This is a genomic window from Pseudomonas sp. MT92, assembly GCF_058792515.1.
The window spans coordinates 115394-138104 of the sequence record NZ_JBXAFA010000017.1; the positions used below are offsets into that span (position 1 = coordinate 115394).

The window sequence follows — 22711 nt, forward strand, 5'->3', positions numbered from 1 at the left end:
GGACACTAGCAGCTATGTCGAATCAGGCAAATACGCGCACGATCGTCATAGATCGTGTGAATCTTCGTCCCATGGCGTGAGCAGATCAGACGCCCGACGCAGGATGCGCTATACACTTGGGTTGCAAGCCGCACGTACCATGCCCCAGCAAAGGAAACGCCATGATCCACGACACTTTCTGGCTGACCACCAGCGATCACAGCCGTCTCTTCGTCAACCAGTGGCTACCGGCAGGCATTCCCAAGGCATTGATTTTGCTGGCTCATGGCATGGCGGAACACAGTGGGCGGTATGCGCGTCTGGCGGAAAAACTCTGCGAACAGGGTTATGGCGTGTATGCGCCGGATTTGCGCGGACACGGCAAAACTGCCGAACACGGGACCCTCGGTCATTTCGCCGATAGCGATGGCTGGAGCAAAGTGGTGGGTGATCTGGCGTGCCTCAACCAGCACATCGGCCAGCAGCATCCCGACATGCCGATTGTGCTGCTCGGTCACAGCATGGGCAGCTACATTGCCCAGGCTTATTTGCTGCATCACAGTGCCAGCCTGCATGGGGCAATTCTCAGTGGATCGAATTTCCAGCCCGTTGCGCTTTATCGCGCGGCGCGGCAAATCGCCCGGTTCGAACGCCTGCGCCAAGGCCCCAAGGGCCGCAGCGCCCTGATCGAATGGTTGTCATTCGGCTCGTTCAACAAGAAGTTCAAACCGGCGCGTACCCGGTTCGACTGGCTCAGCCGCGATCCGAAGGAGGTCGACTTGTACGCCAACGATCCGCTCTGCGGCTTCCGTTGCACCAATCAGCTGTGGATCGATTTGCTCGGCGGGTTGCAGCAAATCAGCAAAGCGTCCAATCTCGCTCAGATCGATCCGGGCCTGCCGTTGCTGGTGATTGGCGGCGAATGTGATCCGGTGAGCGAAGGCAAACGTCTGACAGATCTGGCCAATGCCTTGCGCAAGGCCGGCAGCCAGAGCCTGCAACTGACTATTTACCCGCAGGCTCGGCATGAACTGTTCAATGAAAGCAACCGCGATGAAGTGACCGCCGATGTGCTGGCCTGGATCGCCCAGGTCTTGAGCCATCGTCGTCCACACCGAGCCGAATAGTTTTTTGTGAATTTTTTTATTCGTCACAGGAATTGAGACAGATGACCCAGGTTACCAACACCCCTTACGAAGCCCTTGAAGTCGGCCAGACCGCCAGCTTCAGCAAGACCGTCGAAGAGCGCGACATCCAGTTGTTCGCCGCGATGTCGGGCGACCACAATCCGGTACACCTGGACGCCGAATACGCCGCCAGCACCATGTTCAAGGAACGTATCGCCCACGGCATGTTCAGCGGCGCGCTGATCAGTGCGGCAGTGGCTTGCGAGTTGCCCGGGCCGGGCACGATTTATATCGGTCAACAGATGAGCTTTCAGAAGCCGGTGAAAATTGGCGACACCCTGACCGTGCGTCTGGAGATTCTCGAAAAGCTGCCGAAGTTTCGGGTGCGCATTGCCACCCGCGTGTTCAACCAGCGTGATGAACTGGTGGTGGATGGCGAAGCGGAAATTCTGGCGCCGCGCAAACAGCAGAGTGTAACCCTGACCGAGTTGCCGGCCATCAGCATCGGTTGATCCCCTGCCCCGTGGCGATGGCGCTTGCTCCCTCGCCACGGGCACAATTTAGCGCGCACCCTCCTGCACCTGCACGCTCGCCGTCATGCCCGCACTCAGATTCAGCCCTTCGGGCACATGGTCCAGTTTGATCCGCACCGGAATCCGCTGCGCCAGCCTGACCCAGTTGAAGGTCGGCTCCACTTCCGCCAGCAATTGACCATCAGGCGTTGTATTGCGATCGGTAATCCCGCGGCTGATGCTCTCCACATGTCCCTGCAACGCCTCCCCGGCGCTCATCAACCAGACCTTCACCGGATCGCCGACGCGAATCCGCGGCAGTTTGGTTTCTTCGAAATACGCCTGCACATAGAAGGTCGAATCGTCGATCAACGCCATGACCGATTGCCCGGCATTCACATAATTGCCTTCGGCCAGGCGCAGGTTGGTGATATGGCCATTGCGCGGCGCGTGGACCTGGCTGCGGTCCAGATTGATTTGTGCCATCTTGGCTTCGGCCTGGGCTTCACGCAGTTCGCCACGGGCAATGCCCGCGTTGATTTGCGCGTTTTCACGCAGTTCGGCGCTGATCGCTTGCGGCCCGAGGCTGGCGCGACGGCTGGCTTCGCGCTCGCGCAGATTAAGTTGCTGCTGACGGGTCTGCACCACCGCCTGGGCCTTTTCCAGCGCGGCTTCGAAACGGTCACGGTCGATACTCAACAACAGGTCGCCGGCCTTCACCTGCTGGTTGTCATACGCCTTGAGTTCACGCACCCAACCCGACACGTCCGGGGAAATCACCACCACATCGGCACGAATTCGCGCGTCGCGAGTCCAGGGCGTGAGCATGTAGTACTGCCATAAATGGAACCCGGCAAAAATCGCCACCGCCACCAGACACAGGGTTACCGCGACACGTACGGAGGTACGCATATTCAACTCCTTATAAGGGACCGAGGACGAAGGTGATCACGGTCAATACACAGACGTACAAGGCGCAATCAAACAATGCTTCATGCCAGATCCAGCGGCTCACCGGGGTCAGCCGCAACAACAGGCGCAAGGCGCCGGTGACCAACAACGCCAGTACCACATAAATCAGAAACGGGCTGAGCAGTACCCCGCCCACCGACCACTCACGCAAGCCCATCGACGTCCTCCTGCTGGCGGCACCACGTACGCCAGCTGTTTTGCAATTGCAGCACCGCGCCCTGAGCCAGCTTCACCGCGTCATCGGGGGGCAAGACGTACAAGGACTGCAGCAACGCTTGGCTCGGCTCGGCCAACGCTTCGGCGCGACTGCCAGCCGGACCTTGTTGCAGGACTTTTTCCAGGTGCTCCAGGTAGTGCCGTTGCGGTGCGGTAAGCGGCACCTGCGCCACTGCCAGGCTCAAGCGCAGGTGCAACAATTCATCGCCGATATCCAGGCCGAGCAAGCCATCGTCCCAGCGACTGCGTGCTGGCTCAGGCAGCTCCGGATAATGCCGCGCCAATTGCAGCAAACGGTCGGCCATGCGTCCGCCGAACCAGCTCTCGGCGCCGGCAAGATTGCGCCGGGTCAGGCGTACCAGGTCGCCAAGGGTCGCGGCCAACAGGCGTCGGGCATGCCAGGTCGGGTTGCGCAGGATCAGTAAATGAAACGCCAGCACCGCCGCACCGACGCCTATCACCATGGCTTGTGCACTGTTGAAAAACACGGCGACGTCGAACTTCATCTGATTCAACGGCGCCACCAGCACAATGAAGTGCAGACAGAACGAAGTCGCCGTGGCGCCAATCTGCGGTTTGGCCATGCCCAGCGCTCCGAAAAACAATGGCACGCCCAAGCCCAGACATAGCATCGCGAAACTGCTCCATTGCGGCAGCAGAATCTGTCCGACGATAAACGCCGCCGGAAGCGCCAGAAAAATCCCGCGCATGAAACTCATGCCGATCTGCGCGCCGTTCTCGCGGCTGGCGAACAGGCTGCACACCACACACGTCAGCAATAGCGCCCCGGCCGCGGCGGGCCATGCCGTCGCGAGCCAGAAACACGAAACCACCAGAAAGGCCAGCGCGCTGCGGGCACCGAACACCAGCGCCAGGGACAGGTCACGGTGTGGGGTCAGGGATCTTGGCGGGTCGAGGGACTCCCCCGCCTGCTCCACCGCTTGCAACGCGGTACCAGCCGCCAGCGCGGTGTCCATCAACAAGGTCAACCGCACCAGGCAGTAACTTTGCGCGGAGCTGATATGCCGCGCATGGGACGCCTCCAGCAAGCGTGGGCGCAAGGCTTGCAACGTCGCGGGGTCGCCACTGTTCAGCGCCTCCTGGACTTCGTTCATCCAGGGCACCAATTGCGCCGACTCCTGGGGCTCCAACTGCTTCCACTGACGACGAACCGAACGGGCGATGCGCAGCAACATCAACAACTTCTGGCTCAGACCGCTGATGGCCCGCGCACGTTGCCGGCCACGACGGCCTTCGAACCAGGCGTGTTCGCGCTGGGCGTCTACCGCGACGATTCTGCCGAGGATTTCCAGCAAATCCTTGCGCGCCTGGCCATCGCCGGCCAGGGTCGCCCGCGCGGCGTTCATACCGCTGCGCCAGGCCGCACGGGCCTGATCGGCCAGTTGCAGCTCGACCCGCATCGGCCAGAGCAAGGCACTGCTGGCCGTGGCACAGACAATCCCCAGGCAAATTTCCGTGCATCGCGCCACCGCCTGATCGAACACTGTCAGCGGATGGGCAATGGCCGGCAAAGCAATGATCGCCACCGTGTACCCGGCCAGCACAAATGAATAAGACCAGGCGCTGCGCAGCAGGGTCGAACTCGCCGTACACAGTCCGAGCCACAGCGCCAGGGCCAACAGAAACAACCACGGCGTCTGGGCGAAAGCGCCCATGAACACCACCGACATGATCGTCCCGATCAATGTGCCCAACAGCCGCGCCAGTCCCTTTTGCAGCACCATGCCGGACAATGGCTGCGCCACGATAAACGCCGTCATCAGCGCCCAGGCCGGTTGCTCCAGTCCCCAGCGCAAGGCCAGCCACAGCGCCAGGCCTCCGCCGATCAGGGTCTTGATCGCGAACTGCACGGCGCGGCGGTCAGGCGCCAATAAAGCCTGGAAAGTGATGGGCACGAAAGGGACTCTTGGAAGGACGATTTAACGATAGACGGCTTCAGTGAAAACTTGAGAAACAAATTATTAGCTAGCTATCGATGTCCCGTCCAGCGCTAATTCACAGGCACAAAAAAACGCCAGACTGGCTGGCGTTTTTGACAGCAAACGTACGCTTATGAACGTGCGCGCGCTTGGTTACGCAAGGCTTTCACTTGATCGTGATTGCGCTGCACACCGTGGTACTGACGCTCAACGAGGTCGCGAATGCCCACCAGATTATGCTTGTTGATTTTTTCCATGGCGTCTCGGTAGGCCTTCAGCGCATGGTCTTCGCCACGCTCGGCTTCATTGAGCACCGCTTCTTCGTCCTTGCCGGTGAACATCGACTTCACGTCAACCCAGCGACGGTGCAAGTCACCACTGACACTGGTGGAGGTTTCCGGATCGCCGCCCATGGAACGAACCGCACTTTGCAGTTCGGAAGCCGCCGTGGCGCACTCTGCAGAACGTTGCACGAACAGGGTTTTAAGTTCAGGGTGTTTGATGTCTTCAGCGCAAGTCTTGAACCCTTCCTGACCGTCCTTGCTGGTTTCAATCAGGTCGTTGAGTACAGAAATCGCTTCTTTATTCATGTCAGTCATTTTTCAATTCCTTGCGGGTGGATGAAAGTTGCAAGAGGTGTTGCACCTCGCATGCCAGCTTTCTACCGACCAATTACTCCTTGTATTTCAAGTAGTTATGAATATCGGTTAAATCTGTATCCGTTTCTTTTGCATGATCTGTCATTTGGCCTGCATGCAGAATGCCTGTATTTTCCAGACTGATTGAATCCAGACGATTGATTGATGAACCCTGAAAAGCTCGAACTGCTGATAACTCGCCAGATGCCCTTCGGCAAATACAAGGGTCGAATCATTGCCGACCTGCCCGGCCCCTACCTGAACTGGTTTGCCCGGGAAGGATTTCCCCACGGCGAACTGGGCGGTCTGTTGGCCCTGATGCAGGAAATCGATCACAACGGTTTGTCTGAATTGCTCGAACCCTTGCGTGCCAAACACGGCAAACCCGCGCCACGTCACTGAAATGTCCACTCATCGAGTTGCCCATGCCCGATAACACCCGCCGCGCCCGTGATGAATCCTTCTGGCGGACGTTTGCCGACCGCTACGATGTCCAGCCCGGCCCGATCAACCTGGAAAACGGTTACTTCGGACGCATGTCGCGCACGGTGGTCGAGGAGTATCAGCGCAACATCGAACTGATCAACCGCAGTAACTCGGTCTATGTACGCCAGCGCTTCGAGGCGAGTGACGGCCTGAAGATCCGTGCGCGGGTGGCCGGACTGATTGATGTGCCCGCCGACGCGGTGGCGCTTACACGAAACGCCTCGGACGGCTTGCAGTCACTGATCCGCAACTACAACCGCTTGCAGCCGGGCGACCAGGTGCTGGTATGTGATCTGGAATACGACACGGTCAAGGGCGCCATGCGCTGGCTGGCCCGTCACCGTGGCGTCGAAGTGATCGAGATCGAACATCGGCATCCCGCCAGTTTCGACAGTTTGCTGACCACCTATCGCGAAGCTTTCGTGCGTTATCCACGGCTCAAGCTGATGGCCCTGACCCATGTCACCCATCGCACCGGTCTGGTGATGCCGGTCAAGGCGATTGCCGCCGCAGCCAGGGAACACGGGGTCGACGTAGTCCTCGACGGCGCCCATGCATTGGGCCAGTTGGCGTTCGATCTCAAGGAGCTGGGCATCGCCTTCGCGGCCTATAACCTGCACAAATGGATCGGTGCGCCACTGACCCTGGGCTTCCTCTACATTGCCCCTGAACGCCTGGGCGACATCGACCCGGACATGGGCGAGATGCATTTCCCGATAACCGACATTCGCGCCCGTACGCCCTACAGCACCCCGAACATCCCGGCGTTGCTGACCTTGCCGCTGGTGCTGGAGGAGCATTGGGCCATGGGCGGCGCCGCCGCCAAGGGTGCACGGCTCAATTACCTGCGCAACCTGTGGGTTCGAGCGGCGCGTGAGCTGCCGGGCATTGAAGTGCTGACACCGGATGACCCAAGACTCTGTTGCGGTATCACCTCGATGCGTTTCACCGCACACAACGATCAGCAGTCGATGGTCGAGCGGCTGCTCAACGACTACAACCTGTTCACCGTGGTGCGCAGCGGTGCGGCCTGCGGTCCCTGCATTCGCATTACGCCGGGACTGACCACCACCGCTGCCGACATGGCACAACTGATCACGGCGCTGACCGAACTGAGTTGACTCACACCGTGTACTTGTCGAAGTCCTCGGGCTTGATCTGGGATGACACTGCAAAGGTGTCGATGCCGATGGTCACCTGCCCGAAAAAGCCGTCTTCATTCGAGTCTCGACCGAGGGTGTGAACGGTCAGGGTCGAGGCTTCGCCGCCCATGCTCTGGTAGTAAAAGTCTTGATCGTTACTCAATGCAGGGATGGCGCGACCGCTGTACTCCCGGGCATTGAGCACCGAGCGCGCGGCGACCTCGGGGAAGTACAACTGACCGACCCAGGCGACGTGCCGCTCCTGCAGATAGTTGTTACCGCTGGTGATGCGAACGGCGACGTGGATATGCAAGGCACGCCCGGCATAAAACCCCGGACAGATCGTGGTGAACCGGGCGATGCCTTTCTTGTCGGTGAATTGCCCGCCGCGCAGGTAAGTATCGTCGTCGGTTCGCGGGACCGAGCCGATGTCTCCGGCATCGACTTCCACATCCGGATTGACCTTGCTCCAACCGGAGTATGCCCCGCGCGCATTGCAGTGCCAGATATCCACCAGCGCATCGGGAACGGGCTGGCCGGTCATGGCGTCGACTATGGCCAGCCGCAACACCAACGGGATGCCGTCGGCGCCTTCGCTGATATTGCGCCTGATCAGTTTCGGGTTGCGGAAATAGGGACCGGCTATCTGTTCCGGTGAAAGCAGGTAAACGGGTGTTGCTGAGGTGTTGTCGTCCATGACGTTCTCTCTTCCATAAGAAGAACGCAGGCTAGCACTGGCCAAAACACGTCACGCGGTAACTATGTATCGCATGATGTCCCTGTGGGAGCGAACGAGCTCGTTCCCACCTGTTTTCTTGCGGGCAAAAAAAACGGTGCACCGACCAAGCGCACCGTAAAGCCGTAGAACACACAACGAGGTGTCAGGTGAAGCGGATCAGTCCAGCAGCGCCAGAGCTTCGGCGGTGCACTCCTGAATGCGGGCCCAGTCGCCGTTCTTGATCCATTCAGGATCAAGCATCCAGCTACCGCCCACGCACATGACGTTTTTCAGCGCCATGTAGCTTTTGATGTTGGCCGGGCCGACACCGCCGGTCGGGCAGAATTTCACTTCGCCGAACGGGCCGCCCAAGGCCTTGATGGCCGCGACGCCGCCGCTGACTTCCGCCGGAAACAGCTTGAAGCGGCGATAGCCCAGACCGTAGCCCTCCATGATGCCCGACGCATTGCTGATACCCGGCAACAGCGGGATCGGGCTGGCGACGCTGGCTTCCAGCAGGTCACGGGTAATGCCCGGCGTCACGATGAACTGCGAACCGGCAGCTTCCGCGGCCGCCAGCATGTGGCGGTCGAGCACGGTGCCGGCACCGGTCACCAGTTCCGGACGCTGCTCACGCAGGATCTGAATGGCCTTGAGGCCGAACTGCGAACGCAGGGTCACTTCCAGCGCGGTCAGGCCGCCAGCGGCGAGCGCATCGGCCAGCGGCAGAACGTCCTGCTCACGAGCGATGGTGATGACCGGCAGAATCCGCGCCCTGGCACAGAGGTCGTCGATCAGGGCAACTTTGTCCGCCATGGAAACGGTCGGGGATGGGTTTTTCATAGCGGCTGTTCCTTGGCTCATGGGCACCAGTAAATCTCTAACGTGGGTTGCAAAAATGCGCGAATCGGCAATTCGGCGACATCATCGCCGGCCAATGCGGTGTTCAGGGTGGTCAGCTTGGACTGACCGGAAATCGACAGCACTTTATGTTTGGCCGAAGCCAGCAGCGCGCGACTCATGGTCAGGCGCTGATGCGGCACGGTCGGCGCCAGCATCGGGTAACAACGACGCGTGCCATCGGCTTTCAAGGCGTCGGCAAGGTTCGGGCTATTGGGGAACAGGGATGCGGTGTGACCGTCGTCGCCCATGCCCAGCACCAGCACGTCAATCACGGGTAGCTCGGAGAGCAAACGGTCAGCGTTCTCGGCGGCTTGTTCCAGGTTGGCGGTGGCGCTGTACAGACTCAGGAACTGCGCCTTGGCCGCCGGGCCTTGCAGCAGATACTTCTTCAGCAGGCCGGCATTGCTGTCGGCGTGCTCGACCGGGACCCAACGCTCATCAGCCAGGCTGACCACCACGTTCGACCAGTCCAGTGGCTGCTTGGCCAGGTGCTGAAAAAAGGTCACCGGGCTGCGACCACCGGACACCACCAGCGTTGCGGTGCCCTGGGTGTCGATCGCCTCGCGCAATTGCTTGGCCACGTCCAGCGCCAGGCCTTCGGCCAATTGCACCGGGTTCTTGAACTCACGGGCGCTGACGCCCTGAGGCAGTTTCAAATCAGATATCGCCATACCACGACCTCCCGTCCCGCGTGATCAGAGCAATGGAGCTCATTGGCCCCCAGGACCCGGCCGCGTACGGCTTGGGCGCATCACCGGATTTTTTCCATCCGGCGATCAACTGGTCACACCACTTCCACGCGGCTTCGATTTCATCTTTACGGACAAACAGGTTCTGATTGCCGCGCATCACTTCCAACAACAACCGCTCGTAGGCATCGGGAATCCGTGCACTGCGCCAGGTGTCGGAAAAATTCAGCTGCAACGGACCGCTGCGCAACTGCATGCCCTTGTCCAGGCCTTGTTCTTTGGTCATCACACGCAAGGAAATGCCTTCGTCCGGTTGCAGGCGGATAATCAGCTTGTTGCTGATTTGCAGGCGCTGCTCGGGAGCGAAGATGTAATGCGACGGTTCCTTGAAGTGGATGACAATCTGCGAGAGCTTCTGCGGCATGCGCTTGCCGGTACGCAGATAGAACGGCACGCCGGCCCAGCGCCAGTTGCGGATATCGGCACGCAAGGCGACGAAGGTTTCGGTGTCGCTCTGGGTGTTGGAATTTGGCTCTTCCAGGTAACCCGGTACCGGTTTGCCTTCGCTGTAGCCGGCGATGTATTGGCCGCGCACCACTTGAGTGGTCAGGCCTTCCGGACTGATCGGCGCCAGCGCCTTGAGGACTTTGACTTTCTCGTCGCGGATGCTGTCGGCGGACAGGTCGGCCGGCGGGTCCATGGCGATCAGGCAGAGCAGTTGCAGCAGGTGATTCTGGATCATGTCCCGCAGCTGACCGGCCTTGTCGAAGTAACCCCAGCGGCCTTCGATCCCGACCTTCTCGGCCACGGTGATTTCCACGTGGGAGATGTAGTTCTGGTTCCACTGGGTTTCGAACAGGCTGTTGGCGAAACGCAGGGCGATCAGGTTCTGGACAGTTTCCTTGCCCAGGTAGTGGTCGATGCGATACGTGCGGTTTTCCGGGAAGAACTGCGCCACGGCATCGTTGACCTTGCGCGAGGATTCCAGGTCCGAACCGATAGGTTTTTCCAGCACCACGCGGGTGTTTTCCGCCAGGCCGACCTTTGCCAGGTTTTCGCAGATCGCGCCATACACCGCTGCCGGCGTGGCGAAATAGGCAATGACCCGCTGCGCGCTGCCAGCCATTTCAGCCAGGGCCACATAGTCGTCGGCGTTGAGGAAATCGACGTGCAGGTAGCTCAGGCGCGCCAGGAAGCGTTCGACCACGGCTTCGTCCAGCTCTTTGGCACCGACGTAGCGGCGCAGTTCGGCGCTGATGAACGCCAGATGCTGCTGTTCATCGCCCGGCTCACGGGCCAGCGCGATGATCCGCGTGTCCTCGTGCAGGAGGCCCGCACCGTCGAGTTGATAAAGGGCAGGAAACAGCTTGCGCAAGGCCAGATCGCCAAGGGCGCCGAACAAGGCGAAGGTGCACGGTTCAACCGTAATCGAAGGCATGATGTTTGTTCTTTTATCAAGTTAAGCTACAAATACCTTTTTTCAAGGCATCACTCAAGGGAAAATGTAGTAATAACCACAACATTTTCGCAAAATACAGATTCCGAGTGGTGGTCGGTCAGAGCCATCAGTAGGATAGGCCACCGTTATGGGCCACACCAAAGGCCCTTTTTGCATTAGCCGCGCGCTTATCGGCGTCGGTGAATCAAGGAAACTCATATGGACCGCGTGCGAAATTTACTGGAACAGATCCAGAATCGCCTTGAAGAGCTCAACAAGGCCGAACGCAAAGTCGCCGAGGTGATCCTGCTCAACCCACAGCAGGCCACTCGCTTCAGCATCGCCGCCCTCGCCCAGGCCGCTTCGGTCAGCGAACCGACGGTCAACCGTTTCTGCCGTTCATTCGGCGTCAGCGGCTACCCCGAGCTCAAGCTGCAACTGGCCCAAAGCCTGGCCAGCGGCGCGGCGTACGTCAGCCGAGCGGTGGAAGCCGACGACAATCCGGAAGCCTACACCCAGAAAATTTTCGGCAGCGCCATCGCCTCCCTCGACAGCGCTTGCCAGGCCCTCGATCCGAACCTGATCAGCCGCGCCGTCGACCTGCTGATCCAGGCCCGACAGATCCACTTCTTCGGCCTCGGCGCCTCGGCCCCCGTGGCCCTGGATGCGCAGCACAAGTTCTTCCGTTTCAACCTGGCGGTGACTGCCCATGCCGACGTGCTGATGCAGCGCATGATTGCTTCGGTGGCGCACACCGGCGAGTTGTTCGTGATCATTTCCTACACCGGACGCACCCGCGAACTGGTGGAAGTGGCGCGCATCGCCCGGGAAAACGGTGCCTCGGTGCTGGGCTTGACCGCCGAGAACTCGCCGCTGGCCAAGGCCAGTACCTTGAGCCTGAATATTCCGCTGCCCGAAGACACCGACATCTACATGCCGATGACTTCGCGGATCATTCAGCTCACCGTGCTGGACGTGCTCGCCACCGGCATGACCTTGCGCCGTGGCGTGGATTTCCAGCCGCATCTGCGCAAGATCAAAGAGAGCCTGAATGCCAGCCGGTATCCGGTGGGTGACGAGTTCAATTGATCCAACATTTGCACTGAGATCGGGCCCCATCGCTGGCTAGCCAGCGATGGGGCCAGCAGCAACAGTACAAATCTAAGCCCCCACCCGCGCCTGCAGACTCAAATGCGCCCGCTCCCCCGGTTTCAGGCACAGGCTGTCAGTCCCGCCGCTTGCGGCCTCTACGCAAACGAATTCGGATATCTCGTTCCAGCTCACCCCCAGCAACGGCCGTGAGCCCGGATGCCAGACAACCGTGTCGGCCGTGTCGCCGGTATCGATGCACAACGCTCGTTGCCAGGCATGATCGTTAAGCTGCAGTTCGCCGTCATGCTGGAACACCCGCTGACAACCGCCATCGACGCGCAACTCGCCTTCCTGCTGGCAAACCTGACGGTTCAACTGGTCGTAACCTTGCGCGCCTTCGAGCCCAGACAGCGCTACCTCACCGACATCACCAATACGCCAGTAAGCGTGCAAAGCCTGACTCAACTGGCACGGCATGTCGTCCTGATGCTCGGTACTCAGGCGCAGATCCATGCATTCGCCCAAGTGCGCATGCAGATCCACTTTCCAGTCACACAGTTCCAGCTGCCAGTGCAAACGCACACCGTCATCATCACTGCTGCTGTCGATCAACTTCCAGTCGATCAGCCGCGCCCAGCCATGGGACGGCCAGGCATTTTCACTGGGATGACGGCCATACCACGGCCAGCACACTGGCACGCCACCACGGATGGCACCGACTTGCGGCCACTTCGCCGCACACCAAAGCCACGGCTTCTGACCCTTGGGCTGAAAGTGCAGCAATTGCGCGCCCTGGCGACTGAACACCGCCTGACACAACGGGTGATCGATCACCAACACGTCGCGCTTTTGATAGCGCTCCCATGCAAACACCGGTCGTTCGCGCAAGGATTTGAAGAAGCGTTGTAGCGGATGCTCAAGCATGGGCCACGGTCCTGAAAAACATGGGTGTACTCATCTATTCAAATAGCTTGTTTGCGTTTTTTTTGTGGAGAGGGAGCTCGCCCCCTCGCCACAACAAGCCCCTCGCCACAGGGCCGCACAAAAAAAAGCGGACAGCCATGGCTGTCCGCAAAAATGCGCACATAGAGAGGAGCTTATCGCAACCGCGTTAGAACACCGACTGAATTTTCAGGCCGGCGACCAATGCGTTGTCGACTTCATCCACACCGCCAGGGTGAGTGATGTATTGCAGGTTGGGACGCACGGTCAGCCAGTTGGTCACGTGGAAACCGTAGTTGATCTCATAGTTGTATTCGGTCTCACGAATCGGCGAGAACACCGGATTGTCGTAGTCCGAAACGCCATTGGAAGCATTGACCAACTCAGCGTTTTTCTTCACGTCATCGTTGACATGGATACGGGCGAAACCGATGCCCACGTCATCCTTAGGACGCGCGTCGAACGGGCCCTTGTACACAAACATCAGCGACTGGTAGTTGTCGATGAAGTTGGTGTCCTTGTCGTGGAAAGTGGCGTTGGCGGCGATGTTCAGACCGCGAGAAGCATCGCCATTGTGGCTGGTGAGTTGCTGTTGCGCGACGAACCAGTAGCCGTGCTTGCTATCGTGGACGCGATAAGGCTGGCCGGTGGTCGCGGCGTTCTGGCCATTGGCGTCCTCGAGCACGTCATCGGCCGGGGCGGTACTTTTGTAGTAACCGACACGGTATTCGCCAGGCAGGCTGTTGACCTTCGGCGACCAGACCAGTTCGACCGGCAACACGGTGCCCGCCGTACCGCTGCCGCTGAGCTTGAAGCCGTTACCGTGCTCCAGCTGCGACGGGTTCTGGTTGTACGCGCCAATCTGAGCGTAGAGCTCGTCATTGATGTTGTACTTCACGCGGATCGCCGCCTGGCTGACCGGCCAGTTGTACCAGATGTTGGTCGCCCAGTTACCCACCTGGGAGCCGCAGAACGCCAGGTTCTGGAATTCGCACGGGAAGGTGTTGAAGTCTTCGCCCTCACCGAAATAACCGGCCTTGACGTCCAGCTTGTTGTCGAAGAATTGATGCTGAATCCACAACTGGGTCAGGCGGACCATATGGCCACGACCGTAGACTTCCTGGGAAGAACTCAAGGTGCCGGCACGCGGGTCGCCGATGCGATCGTTGGAGATGTTCTCGCCGTTACGGTTGGTGAGCTGGATCTTGGCCTGGGTGTTGTCCCAGCCCAGCAGTTTTTGCAGATCCAGCGCCGCCCCCAGGCCAAACTGGTCACTGTAGCGCGCGGTCTTGTCATCGTTGAACCCGCCATGGAGGTTCCCGCCCACTTCACCGACATAGTCCATCTTGATGTCGATGCCTTGCTCGATCAGCTTGGTACGCTCGCCACCCCAATCGCCCGTCATCCACTTGGAGTCGGAGCTGAACGCCTCATCGGCCATCGCATTACCGGCCAGAACCAGTGCCGCCGCTGCTGAGACCTGGCAGATCAACCGGGCCGTGTTTCTCGTCTTCATCCCTACATCCTCGTTTTATTGTTATTAACTTTTCTTTTTCTAACGCGGTTACAGCGGTTGTGATGCACGACAGGCCGCGCATCACGGATTCCCCCATGCAGGAGCGAGCCTGCTCGCGAGACACCTGAGAACACCGTGGGGTGTCAGGTTTCCAGTGTCATCGCTGACGTCCATCGCGAGCAGGCTCGCTCCTACCGTTGTTGTTCAGCGGCCTTTGAATTGCGCAACGTTGGCAGCGTGCGCTTCGGCTTTCGGCACACCGGCCACCCCCAAACGTTCCCCGGTCTTGGCATCGAACAGCAGCACTTTCGCCGGATCGAACTGCAAGGTCAGGCTCTCGCCAACGGCAGGTGCAACGTCCGGTGCCAGGCGGCAGCAGACCTTGGTGTCATTGAGGTTGACGAAGACCAGGGTGTCGGGACCGGTCGGTTCAGTGACCTGGACTTCGGCGCGAATGGTCGGCAAACCAGTGGCTTCGCCGTTCGCCAGAACGATCTGCTCCGGACGCAGGCCGAGAATCACTTCACGGTCTTCGAGACCGGCGTCCTGCATGCCCAGCGGCAATTCGCAGCGAGCCTGGCCGCTGTCGAGCAGCGCCAGCAGATGACCGTCCTTGCGTTGCAGACGCAGGGGGATGAAGTTCATCGGCGGCGAACCGATGAAGCTCGCCACGAACAGGTTGGCCGGGTTGTTGTAGATGTCTTTCGGCGTACCGAACTGCTGGATGATCCCGTCCTTCATCACCGCCACTTTGTCGCCCAGGGTCATCGCTTCGATCTGGTCGTGGGTCACATAGACAGTGGTGGTTTTCAGGCGCTGGTGCATCAGTTTCATTTCGGTGCGCATCTCGACCCGCAGCTTGGCGTCGAGGTTGGAAAGCGGTTCGTCGAACAGATAGATCTTCGGCCGGCGTGCCAGGGCCCGGCCCATGGCCACACGCTGTTGCTGGCCACCGGAGAGCTGGCCTGGCTTGCGGTTGAGCAGGTGTTCGATCTGCAACAGCTTGGCGACCCGAGCGACTTCCTCATCGATGGCCGACTGGCTCATCTTGCGGATTTTCAGTCCGAACTCGATGTTCTCGCGCACGCTCATGGTCGGGTACAGCGCATAGGACTGGAACACCATGGCGATGTCACGATCCTTGGGGCTCATGCCGCTGACGTCCTGATCGCCGATCATGATCGCGCCGCCGGTGATGGTTTCGAGGCCGGCGATGCAGTTCATCAGGGTCGACTTGCCGCAGCCCGACGGGCCGACAAGGATCAGGAACTCACCGTCCTTGATCGACAGTTCGATGTTCTTCAGGGTGTCCGGCAGGCCGGCACCGTAGGTCTTGTTTACGTTGCGAAGTTCGAGCGTAGCCATGATTACCCCTTGACTGCGCCGGCCGTCAGCCCGCGCACGAAATACTTGCCTGCGACCACATAGACCAGCAGGGTCGGCAAACCGGCGATCATCGCCGCCGCCATATCAACGTTGTATTCCTTGGCCCCGGTACTGGTGTTGACCAAGTTGTTCAGCGCCACCGTGATCGGTTGCGAATCACCGCTGGAGAACACCACCCCGAACAGGAAGTCGTTCCAGATCTGAGTGAACTGCCAGATCAGGCAGACCATGATGATCGGCGTCGACATCGGCAGGATGATCCGGCGGAAGATGGTGAAGAAACCCGCACCGTCCAGACGCGCAGCTTTGACCAGCGCATCGGGAATGCTGATGTAGTAGTTACGGAAGAACAGCGTGGTGAACGCCAGGCCGTAGACCACGTGCACGAACACCAGGCCCGTGGTGGTGCTCGCCAGGCCCATCTTGCCGAGGGTGAACGAGGCCGGCAGCAGGACGGTCTGGAACGGCAGGAAGCAGCCGAACAGCAGCAGACCGAAGAACAACTGCGAACCGCGGAAACGCCACATCGACAAAACGTAGCCGTTCAAGGCACCGATGGCCGTGGAGATAAGTACCGCTGGAACGGTGATCTTGATCGAGTTCCAGAAGTAACCGTCAACCGTGGCCCAGGCCTTGACCCAACCGATACCGCTGACCACGGTCGGCCAGCTCAGCAGGTTGCCGGTGCTGATGTCTTCGGGGGTCTTGAAGCTGGTCAACAGCATGACCACCAGCGGAATCAGGTAGAGCATCACGGCGAGGATCAGCACCGCATAGATCGCGATGCGACTCAGGCTGATAGCGGGTTTGGCAGCGAGACTAGTCATGACGCTTGGTCCTCAGCTCGGAGTACAGGTAAGGCACGATGATCGCGAGAATCGCACCGAGCATCAGAATCGCACTGGCCGAGCCCATGCCCATCTGGCCGCGACTGAAGGTGAAGGAATACATGAACATCGCAGGCAGGTCCGAGGAGTAACCCGGGCCGCCGGCCGTCATTGCCGCCACCAGGTCGAAACTCTTGATCGCAATGTGCGCCAGAATCATCACTGCACTGAAGAACACCGGACGCAGGCTGGGCAGCACCACTTTCCAGTAGATGCGCGGCATGCTCGCGCCATCGATCTGCGCGGCACGGATGATCGATTGATCAACGCCACGCAGGCCGGCCAGGAACATCGCCATGATGAAGCCCGAGGCCTGCCATACAGCGGCGATCACCAGGCAATAGACCACGCGATCCGGGTCAATCAGCCAGTCCAGGCGGAAGCCTTCCCAGCCCCAGTCACGCAACAGTTTGTCCAGGCCCATGCCCGGGTTGAGCAGCCATTTCCATGCGGTACCGGTGACGATCATCGAGAGCGCCATCGGGTACAGGTAAATGGTGCGAATGAAGCCTTCGCGACGGATGCGCTGGTCGAGAAACACCGCCAGCAGCACGCCAATCACCAGCGTGATGCCGATGAACATGCCGCCGAACAGCGCCAGGTTCTTGCTCGCCACCCACCAGCGGTCGTTGTCGAACAACCGTGCGTATTGCGCCAGGCCCGCCCACTTGTAGTTGGGCAGAAAGGTCGACGTGGTGAACGACAGGACGAACGTCCACAGGATGTAGCCATAGAAGCCCACCAGGACGATGAACATGCTCGGCGCCAGCACCAGCTTAGGGAGCCAGCGTTGCAATGCATCGAACGGCGAGGCCTTGCTGAACACAGCAACAGAACTCATGGGGAAATCCAGAATAGAGAATTAGGATTACAAGTGCGTTCCCTGTGGGAGCCAGCCTGCTGGCGATTGCGTTGTGTCAGTTCTCACACCAGGTGGCTGACAGTCCGCCATCGCGAGCAAGCTCGCGCCTACAGGGGCCAAGCATTACTTGGCCGACTTGATCGCTGCGCCCAGTTTCTTGGCCGTGTCGGCCGGGTCGGCTTTCGGGTCGTTGATGTAGTTGGTCACTACGTCGAAGAACGCGCCCTGTACCGCCAGCGTGGTCGCCATGTTGTGCGCCATGCTCGGCTGCAGGCCGCCGGACTTGGCGTCCGCCAGGAAGTCCTTGGCCGCAGTCTGGGCGCACGAGTCGAAACCGAACTTGCCCATATCGGCCAGCATGTCGTTGCGCACCGGGATCGAGCCCTTGTTGATGCTGAAGACTTTCTGGAAGTTCTCACCCAGCACGACTTTGGCGATGTCCTGCTGACCGGCAGCAGTGCCCTTGTCTTTCTGCTTGAACACCGCCAGGGAGTCGATGTTGTAGGTGAACGCCTTGTCGGTGCCCGGGAACGCTACGCACTCGTAGTCCTTGCCGGCGACTTTCTTGGCGGCGGTCCACTCGGACTTGGCCCAGTCACCCATGATCTGCATGCCGGCCTTGCCGTTGATGACCTTGGCGGCTTCCAGGTTCCAGTCCTGGCCTTTGCCGTCGGCGTCCATGTAGGTCGCGACTTTCTTCAGCTCGGTCAGCGCCTTGACCATTTCCGGACCGGTCAGCGCGGCGTTGTCGAGATCAACCAGGGCTTTCTTGTAGCCATCGACACCCATGACCGAAAGCACGACGGCTTCGAACACGGTGCTGTCCTGCCAAGGCTGGCCGCCGTGGGCCAGCGCAATGAAACCGGCGGCCTTGAGCTTGTCGCCAGCGGCGTAAAATTCTTCGAGGGTGGTTGGATTCTTGGTGATGCCGGCTTTCTTGAAGACTTCCGGATTGATCCACAGCCAGTTCACGCGGTGGATGTTCACCGGCACGGCCACGTAATCACCGTCGAACTTCACGGTATCGGAGACTTTCTTGTCGAGCAGGCTGTCCCACTTCTCTTCTTTGGCAACGTCTTTGAGGACGTCGGTGTCCAGCAGGCCGGTCGAGGCCCATTCCTGGATGTCCGGCCCCTTGATCTGAGCGACGCCTGGCGGGTTACCGGCCACTGCGCGACTTTTCAGTACGGTCATGGCCGTTGCACCGCCACCACCGGCGACTGCGCCGTCCTTCCAGGTGAAGCCGTCTTTTTCGACTTGTGCCTTGAGGACATCGACCGCTGCTTTTTCACCACCCGACGTCCACCAGTGAACAACTTCCACAGTTCCTTTGGAATCGGCGGCAAGGGCACTGATGGGGAATGCAGCAACAGGGAGTATTGAGGCGAGAGAAATGACAGTAGCGAGGCGAGAAATCGCATTCATCTAGGAGTACCTTTCTTGTTGTTATGCATGCAAGTCTGGTGCTTGCGCTGCATAGGATTTTAAACAGGGGATGCCCCTTCGCAGGTAACGAAGGGACGCGCGAATGTCACCGCATGGTTACATAGAACCGCTCTGGGACAGCTTTGCCAACGCACTGGCCATGCTCGGGGCCAGAGGCAGGCGTGGAATCAGCACGGCTTGCCAGGCGTGGTAAAGGTCGGGTTTGCCGGCCCAGATATCGGCACTCGGGCGGTTCAACGGGTCAAGCTCGTGGTGCCAACTGCCATCGCAACGGTCGATGAAATGATCGTCACAGAATTCCCAGAAGAGTCGGTACCAGTGCTCGTATTGCTCATCGCCCGTACGCTTGAGCAGCGCACTGGCAGTGGCGCTGGCCTCGCAATGGGTCCAATGCAGGCGATGGCGCACCACCGCACGATTGTCCCAGTCGAGGGTGTAGACGATGCCGGGCGCGCCATCGACGTCCCAGCCGTGGCGGCAGTTGTGCTCGAAGAGTTTTTCCGCGTCGGTGGCCAGCCATCCCGGCGTGAGCATCCCGGCCCGTACTCGGGCCGCTTCAAGGTGCAACAGCAACCGCGCCCATTCGAAACCGTGGCCCGGCGTAGTGCCAAAGGGACGGAATCCGTCGGCCGGGTTGTCGTGGTTGTAGTCGCGCAACGGCTGCCAGTCGCGGTCGAAATGCTCGACCACCAGGTAATCGTTGGCAGCCGCATGACCATGGATGACCCGCTCGACGATGCGCTGGGCACGGCACAGCCAGCGGTTGTCGTCGGTGACATCGGCCAGGGCGAGGAAGGCTTCGGTGGCGTGCATGTTGCTGTTGGCGCCGCGATATGCCTCCTCCTCACGCCAGTCACGGTTGAAGGATTCGCGCATCGCGCCCTCGTCCTCGCTCCAGAAATACGTGTCGATGATGTCGATGGCCTCATCGAGCAAGGCTTGTGCGCCGGGACGTCGGGCCACTACCGCAGAGCTGGCTGCCAGTGCGACGAAGGCATGCAGGTAGGCGTTTTTGCCGGTGTTGCCGTCACGGTGTTCCGCGACGGCGAACCACCCTCCATGAACGGCATCACGCAACGGCCCGCGCAGGGCATTGATGCCGTGATCCACCAACTCGGCGAACCCCGGCAAGCCCTGGATATGGGCCATGGCGAAGCTGTGGGTCATGCGGGCGGTATTCATGGTTTCGGCTTGCGCGTTGGCCGCCAGGTGACCTTTTTCATCGAGGTTACCGAAGCCTTCGGGAAGCTTCGAAGCCTTGGCAAATGCGAGCAGGCGCGAGCCTTCGGCAGCGAGCCATTGCTGATGGGCAGGTGCGTTGAGCCAACTGCTGAACGCCGGTTGGAAGGTGTCCATGGGGTGCCTTTTTTGTTGTTTTGACTGCGGGCAGTCTAAACAACGGGCGGCGGCGGGCTTGTAACGAAGGGGGCGAGTTATGTCACCAAGCTGTGACAATAGCCCCCTCGCCACAGGGTCAGTGTTAATCCAGTGAGCGGGGTAACTGAAGGGTCACCCGCAAACCACCTTCACGCAGGTTTTGCAGGCTGACTTCACCGCCATGGCTGTGGGCAATGTTGCGCGCGATTCCCAGCCCCAACCCATACCCTTGCTGCTGCCCCGCCAGGCGGAAGTGCGGCTCGAACACCTGTTCCAGTCGTTGCTCCGGAACCCCCGGCCCTTCGTCGTCGACATGCAGCACGAACGCACTGTCGTCATCATCGATGTGCAGATGGGCCTTCTGTCCGTACTTCAAAGCGTTGTCGATCAGGTTGCCGATGCAGCGCTTGAGCGCCAGCGGTTTACCTGGATACGCCGCCAGTGCCCGCCCCTGCTGAGTCACGCGGCCATTGCCGTTCGGCGCCAGGTACGGTTCCACCAGGCAATCGAGCACATGATTGAGGTCGACCTGCTCGATATTTTCGTGGATGTCGGTGTCCTTCACGCATTGCAGCGCGCCCTTGACCAGCAATTCCAGCTCATCCAGATCGCGGCCGAACTTGGCTTGCAGTTTTTCGTCTTCAAGCAATTCGACCCGCAGGCGCAGGCGGGTGATCGGCGTACGCAAGTCATGGGATATCGCGCTGAACAACTGACTGCGTTCAGTCAGGTAGCGGCTGATGCGCTCGCGCATGGTGTTGAAGGCGCGACCGACCTCCACCACTTCGCTGCCGCCGCCCTCGGCCACAGGCTCGACGTCAGCGCCCAGTGACAGGTCCCGTGCCGCCCGCGCCAGACGCTTGAGCGGCCGGCTCTGCCAATGCACCAACAGGCCGATGAACAGCAACAGAAAGCCGCTGGTGAGGGCGATGAACCACATCTGTTGCGCTGGCAGGCCCTGCTCTTCAAGGCTGGTGTAGGGCTCGGGCAGAAGCGAGGCGATATACAGCCATTCGCCTGGCGCCATCTGGATCTGGGTGACCAGCACGGGCGGATTCACCGGTTCCAGGGTCAGCGCGTAATGGGCCCAGGAGCGTGGCAGTTCATCGAGCTTCAGGCCGGCATTGAAAATCCGCAGGTCTTCAGGGCTGACGAAAGTCACCGAAATGTCCGTGTCCTGGCCCAAGGACTGACGCAGCACTTCGTCCACGGCTTTGATCACTGCCGCCTTGCGCGGGGTGACCGGCAACACCTCCATACCCAACGGTCTATCGTTGAGCGTCACCACGAACCGGGTGCCGCCCATGCTGCGCAGCTGGTCGAGCACCAGCGGCCGGAACGCCACCGGCAAGGAGCGGAAATAACTGACACTGGCGGTCATGGAATGGGCAAGGCTGCGGGCGCTGGTGACCAGACCTTCCAGCTGGGTGGCGCGCAGTTGCGAGACCCAGATCACGCTGGACAGCGTCTGCGCGAACAGCACCGCGAGCAAGGTCAGCAACAACATGCGCCCGAGCAGCGAGCGCGGCACCGGCACTTTCGCCACCAGCGAGCGAAAAAAATCAGTGACCATTGCTGGCAACCACAGTGGCTGCCAGTTGGTAGCCACTGCCACGCACGGTACGGATCAGGCGTGGCGGTTTTTCGGTGTCGCGCAGGCGTTGGCGCAGACGGCTGACCGCCATGTCGACGATCCGATCGAGCGGCATCAACTCACGGCCACGGGTGGCATTGCCAATGGTGTCGCGGTCGAGGATTTCCTGCGGGTGATCGAGGAACAGTTTCAGCAGGGCGAAATCGGCACCCGAGAGAATCACTTCTTCGCCATCGATGTGAAACAACCGATGGCTGACCATGTCCAGGCGCCAGTCATCGAAGGCCAGCACTTCACTGCCGGAACGCTCCTGACCGAACTGCGCGCGACGCAACAAGGCCTTGATCCGCGCTTGTAGTTCACGGGGACTGAAGGGTTTGCCAAGGTAGTCGTCCGCCCCCAGTTCCAGGCCAATGACACGGTCGGCTTCGTCGGAACTGGCGGTGAGCATGATGATCGGCACCTGGGCCCGCCGCGGGTGCTGGCGGATCCAGCGGCACAGACTGAAACCGTCCTCGTCGGGCAGCATCACGTCGAGGATCACCAGATCGCTGGGCTCATCGTTCAAGGCCTGGCGAAAACCGGCGCCGTCCGGCGTGGTACGGACCTGGAAACCGGCGCGGGTCAGGTAGGTGTCCAGCAACTCGCGTATCTCTTGATCGTCATCGACCAACAAAATCGACTTGTTGACTGAGCTCACGGGGCGGCGTCCTTGTTGTTTGAATGGGGCGGATTATGCCTTAAGCACCGAATCTACAAACACCTCAAAACGACTGTAGGAGCGAGCCTGCTCGCGATGGACTTGAAGGCACCGCATGCATTCAGAAAGCACGCGTTATCGTTGACGTC

At 60.1% G+C, this 22711-nt stretch carries 22 protein-coding genes; 5 read left to right on the plus strand and 17 right to left on the minus strand.

Annotated elements, in window-relative coordinates:
• Positions 1–161: 161 nt before the first annotated feature.
• Together AC1Q6D_RS27545 and AC1Q6D_RS27550 are read left to right on the plus strand one after the other, a co-directional pair.
• Positions 162–1106, plus strand: a complete 945-nt coding sequence (locus AC1Q6D_RS27545) for an alpha/beta hydrolase (protein ID WP_103406529.1) — start codon at positions 162–164, stop codon at positions 1104–1106.
• A 41-nt stretch (positions 1107–1147) separates the two neighbouring features.
• Complete coding sequence (locus AC1Q6D_RS27550) at positions 1148–1618, plus strand: MaoC family dehydratase (RefSeq protein ID WP_007974451.1); 471 nt, start codon at positions 1148–1150, stop codon at positions 1616–1618.
• Positions 1619–1666: 48 nt separating this feature from the next.
• On the opposite strand, the gene AC1Q6D_RS27555 is transcribed toward AC1Q6D_RS27550, so the two are convergent.
• The 4 genes from AC1Q6D_RS27555 to AC1Q6D_RS27570 form a co-directional block, all read right to left on the minus strand.
• Positions 1667–2530, minus strand: coding sequence for an efflux RND transporter periplasmic adaptor subunit (locus tag AC1Q6D_RS27555; RefSeq protein WP_103406528.1), 864 nt, complete (start codon positions 2528–2530; stop codon positions 1667–1669).
• Between the two features lie 10 nt (positions 2531–2540).
• Positions 2541–2747 carry a DUF1656 domain-containing protein gene (locus AC1Q6D_RS27560; RefSeq protein WP_047532442.1) on the minus strand — a complete coding sequence of 69 codons (207 nt, stop codon included), beginning with the start codon at positions 2745–2747 and terminating at the stop codon, positions 2541–2543.
• Positions 2734–4722, minus strand: a complete 1989-nt coding sequence (locus tag AC1Q6D_RS27565) for an FUSC family protein (protein ID WP_103406527.1) — start codon at positions 4720–4722, stop codon at positions 2734–2736. Before AC1Q6D_RS27565 ends, AC1Q6D_RS27560 begins: the two co-directional genes overlap by 14 nt.
• 155 nt (positions 4723–4877) lie before the next feature.
• A complete protein-coding gene (locus AC1Q6D_RS27570; RefSeq protein ID WP_103406526.1) occupies positions 4878–5345 on the minus strand; it encodes a ferritin-like domain-containing protein in 468 nt (155 codons plus the stop codon).
• 204 nt (positions 5346–5549) lie between these two features.
• Here AC1Q6D_RS27570 and AC1Q6D_RS27575 point away from each other — a divergent pair, with 204 nt between their 5' ends.
• Positions 5550–5786: a DUF3820 family protein gene (locus AC1Q6D_RS27575; RefSeq protein ID WP_008056784.1), complete on the plus strand. Its 237-nt coding sequence runs from the start codon at positions 5550–5552 to the stop codon at positions 5784–5786.
• Positions 5787–5809: 23 nt separating this feature from the next.
• A complete protein-coding gene (locus tag AC1Q6D_RS27580) occupies positions 5810–6991 on the plus strand; it encodes an aminotransferase class V-fold PLP-dependent enzyme (RefSeq protein WP_103406525.1) in 1182 nt (393 codons plus the stop codon).
• A gap of 1 nt (position 6992) precedes the next feature.
• On the opposite strand, the gene AC1Q6D_RS27585 is transcribed toward AC1Q6D_RS27580, so the two are convergent.
• The 4 genes from AC1Q6D_RS27585 to zwf all read right to left on the minus strand — a co-directional run bounded on the left by AC1Q6D_RS27585 (position 6993) and on the right by zwf (position 10760).
• Positions 6993–7709: an intradiol ring-cleavage dioxygenase gene (locus tag AC1Q6D_RS27585; RefSeq protein ID WP_103406524.1), complete on the minus strand. Its 717-nt coding sequence runs from the start codon at positions 7707–7709 to the stop codon at positions 6993–6995.
• A gap of 198 nt (positions 7710–7907) precedes the next feature.
• Complete coding sequence (locus tag AC1Q6D_RS27590) at positions 7908–8573, minus strand: bifunctional 4-hydroxy-2-oxoglutarate aldolase/2-dehydro-3-deoxy-phosphogluconate aldolase (protein WP_090464570.1); 666 nt, start codon at positions 8571–8573, stop codon at positions 7908–7910.
• A 17-nt stretch (positions 8574–8590) separates the two neighbouring features.
• Positions 8591–9304: a 6-phosphogluconolactonase gene (gene pgl / locus AC1Q6D_RS27595; RefSeq protein ID WP_103406523.1), complete on the minus strand. Its 714-nt coding sequence runs from the start codon at positions 9302–9304 to the stop codon at positions 8591–8593.
• On the minus strand, positions 9291–10760 hold the full coding sequence (gene zwf, locus AC1Q6D_RS27600) for a glucose-6-phosphate dehydrogenase (RefSeq protein ID WP_090464576.1): 1470 nt from the start codon (positions 10758–10760) through the stop codon (positions 9291–9293). Before zwf ends, pgl begins: the two co-directional genes overlap by 14 nt.
• Before the next feature lie 228 nt (positions 10761–10988).
• On the opposite strand from zwf, the gene AC1Q6D_RS27605 reads away from it, so the two are divergent.
• Positions 10989–11849: a MurR/RpiR family transcriptional regulator gene (locus AC1Q6D_RS27605; RefSeq protein ID WP_170948639.1), complete on the plus strand. Its 861-nt coding sequence runs from the start codon at positions 10989–10991 to the stop codon at positions 11847–11849.
• A gap of 72 nt (positions 11850–11921) precedes the next feature.
• Here the strand turns inward: AC1Q6D_RS27605 and AC1Q6D_RS27610 are convergent, their stop codons facing one another.
• The 9 genes from AC1Q6D_RS27610 to AC1Q6D_RS27650 form a co-directional block, all read right to left on the minus strand.
• Positions 11922–12776, minus strand: a complete 855-nt coding sequence (locus AC1Q6D_RS27610) for a D-hexose-6-phosphate mutarotase (RefSeq protein WP_047532450.1) — start codon at positions 12774–12776, stop codon at positions 11922–11924.
• Positions 12777–12963: 187 nt separating this feature from the next.
• A complete protein-coding gene (locus tag AC1Q6D_RS27615; protein WP_103406748.1) occupies positions 12964–14310 on the minus strand; it encodes a carbohydrate porin in 1347 nt (448 codons plus the stop codon).
• Positions 14311–14514: 204 nt separating this feature from the next.
• Positions 14515–15675: an ABC transporter ATP-binding protein gene (locus tag AC1Q6D_RS27620; RefSeq protein WP_103406747.1), complete on the minus strand. Its 1161-nt coding sequence runs from the start codon at positions 15673–15675 to the stop codon at positions 14515–14517.
• A gap of 2 nt (positions 15676–15677) precedes the next feature.
• A complete protein-coding gene (locus tag AC1Q6D_RS27625) occupies positions 15678–16523 on the minus strand; it encodes a carbohydrate ABC transporter permease (protein WP_047532453.1) in 846 nt (281 codons plus the stop codon).
• Entirely contained in the window at positions 16516–17424 is a 909-nt protein-coding gene (locus AC1Q6D_RS27630) for a carbohydrate ABC transporter permease (RefSeq protein WP_034149180.1), read from the minus strand. The genes AC1Q6D_RS27625 and AC1Q6D_RS27630 overlap by 8 nt, the downstream gene beginning before the upstream one ends.
• Before the next feature lie 144 nt (positions 17425–17568).
• Positions 17569–18870, minus strand: coding sequence for an ABC transporter substrate-binding protein (locus AC1Q6D_RS27635; protein ID WP_103406746.1), 1302 nt, complete (start codon positions 18868–18870; stop codon positions 17569–17571).
• Positions 18871–18987: 117 nt separating this feature from the next.
• A complete protein-coding gene (locus tag AC1Q6D_RS27640; RefSeq protein WP_103406745.1) occupies positions 18988–20247 on the minus strand; it encodes a D-mannose isomerase in 1260 nt (419 codons plus the stop codon).
• Positions 20248–20371: 124 nt separating this feature from the next.
• Positions 20372–21841 carry an ATP-binding protein gene (locus tag AC1Q6D_RS27645; RefSeq protein ID WP_103406744.1) on the minus strand — a complete coding sequence of 490 codons (1470 nt, stop codon included), beginning with the start codon at positions 21839–21841 and terminating at the stop codon, positions 20372–20374.
• Positions 21831–22562 (minus strand): response regulator, encoded by a 732-nt coding sequence (locus AC1Q6D_RS27650; protein ID WP_047532461.1) that lies wholly within the window; start codon positions 22560–22562, stop codon positions 21831–21833. The genes AC1Q6D_RS27645 and AC1Q6D_RS27650 overlap by 11 nt, the downstream gene beginning before the upstream one ends.
• Positions 22563–22711: the final 149 nt, after the last annotated feature.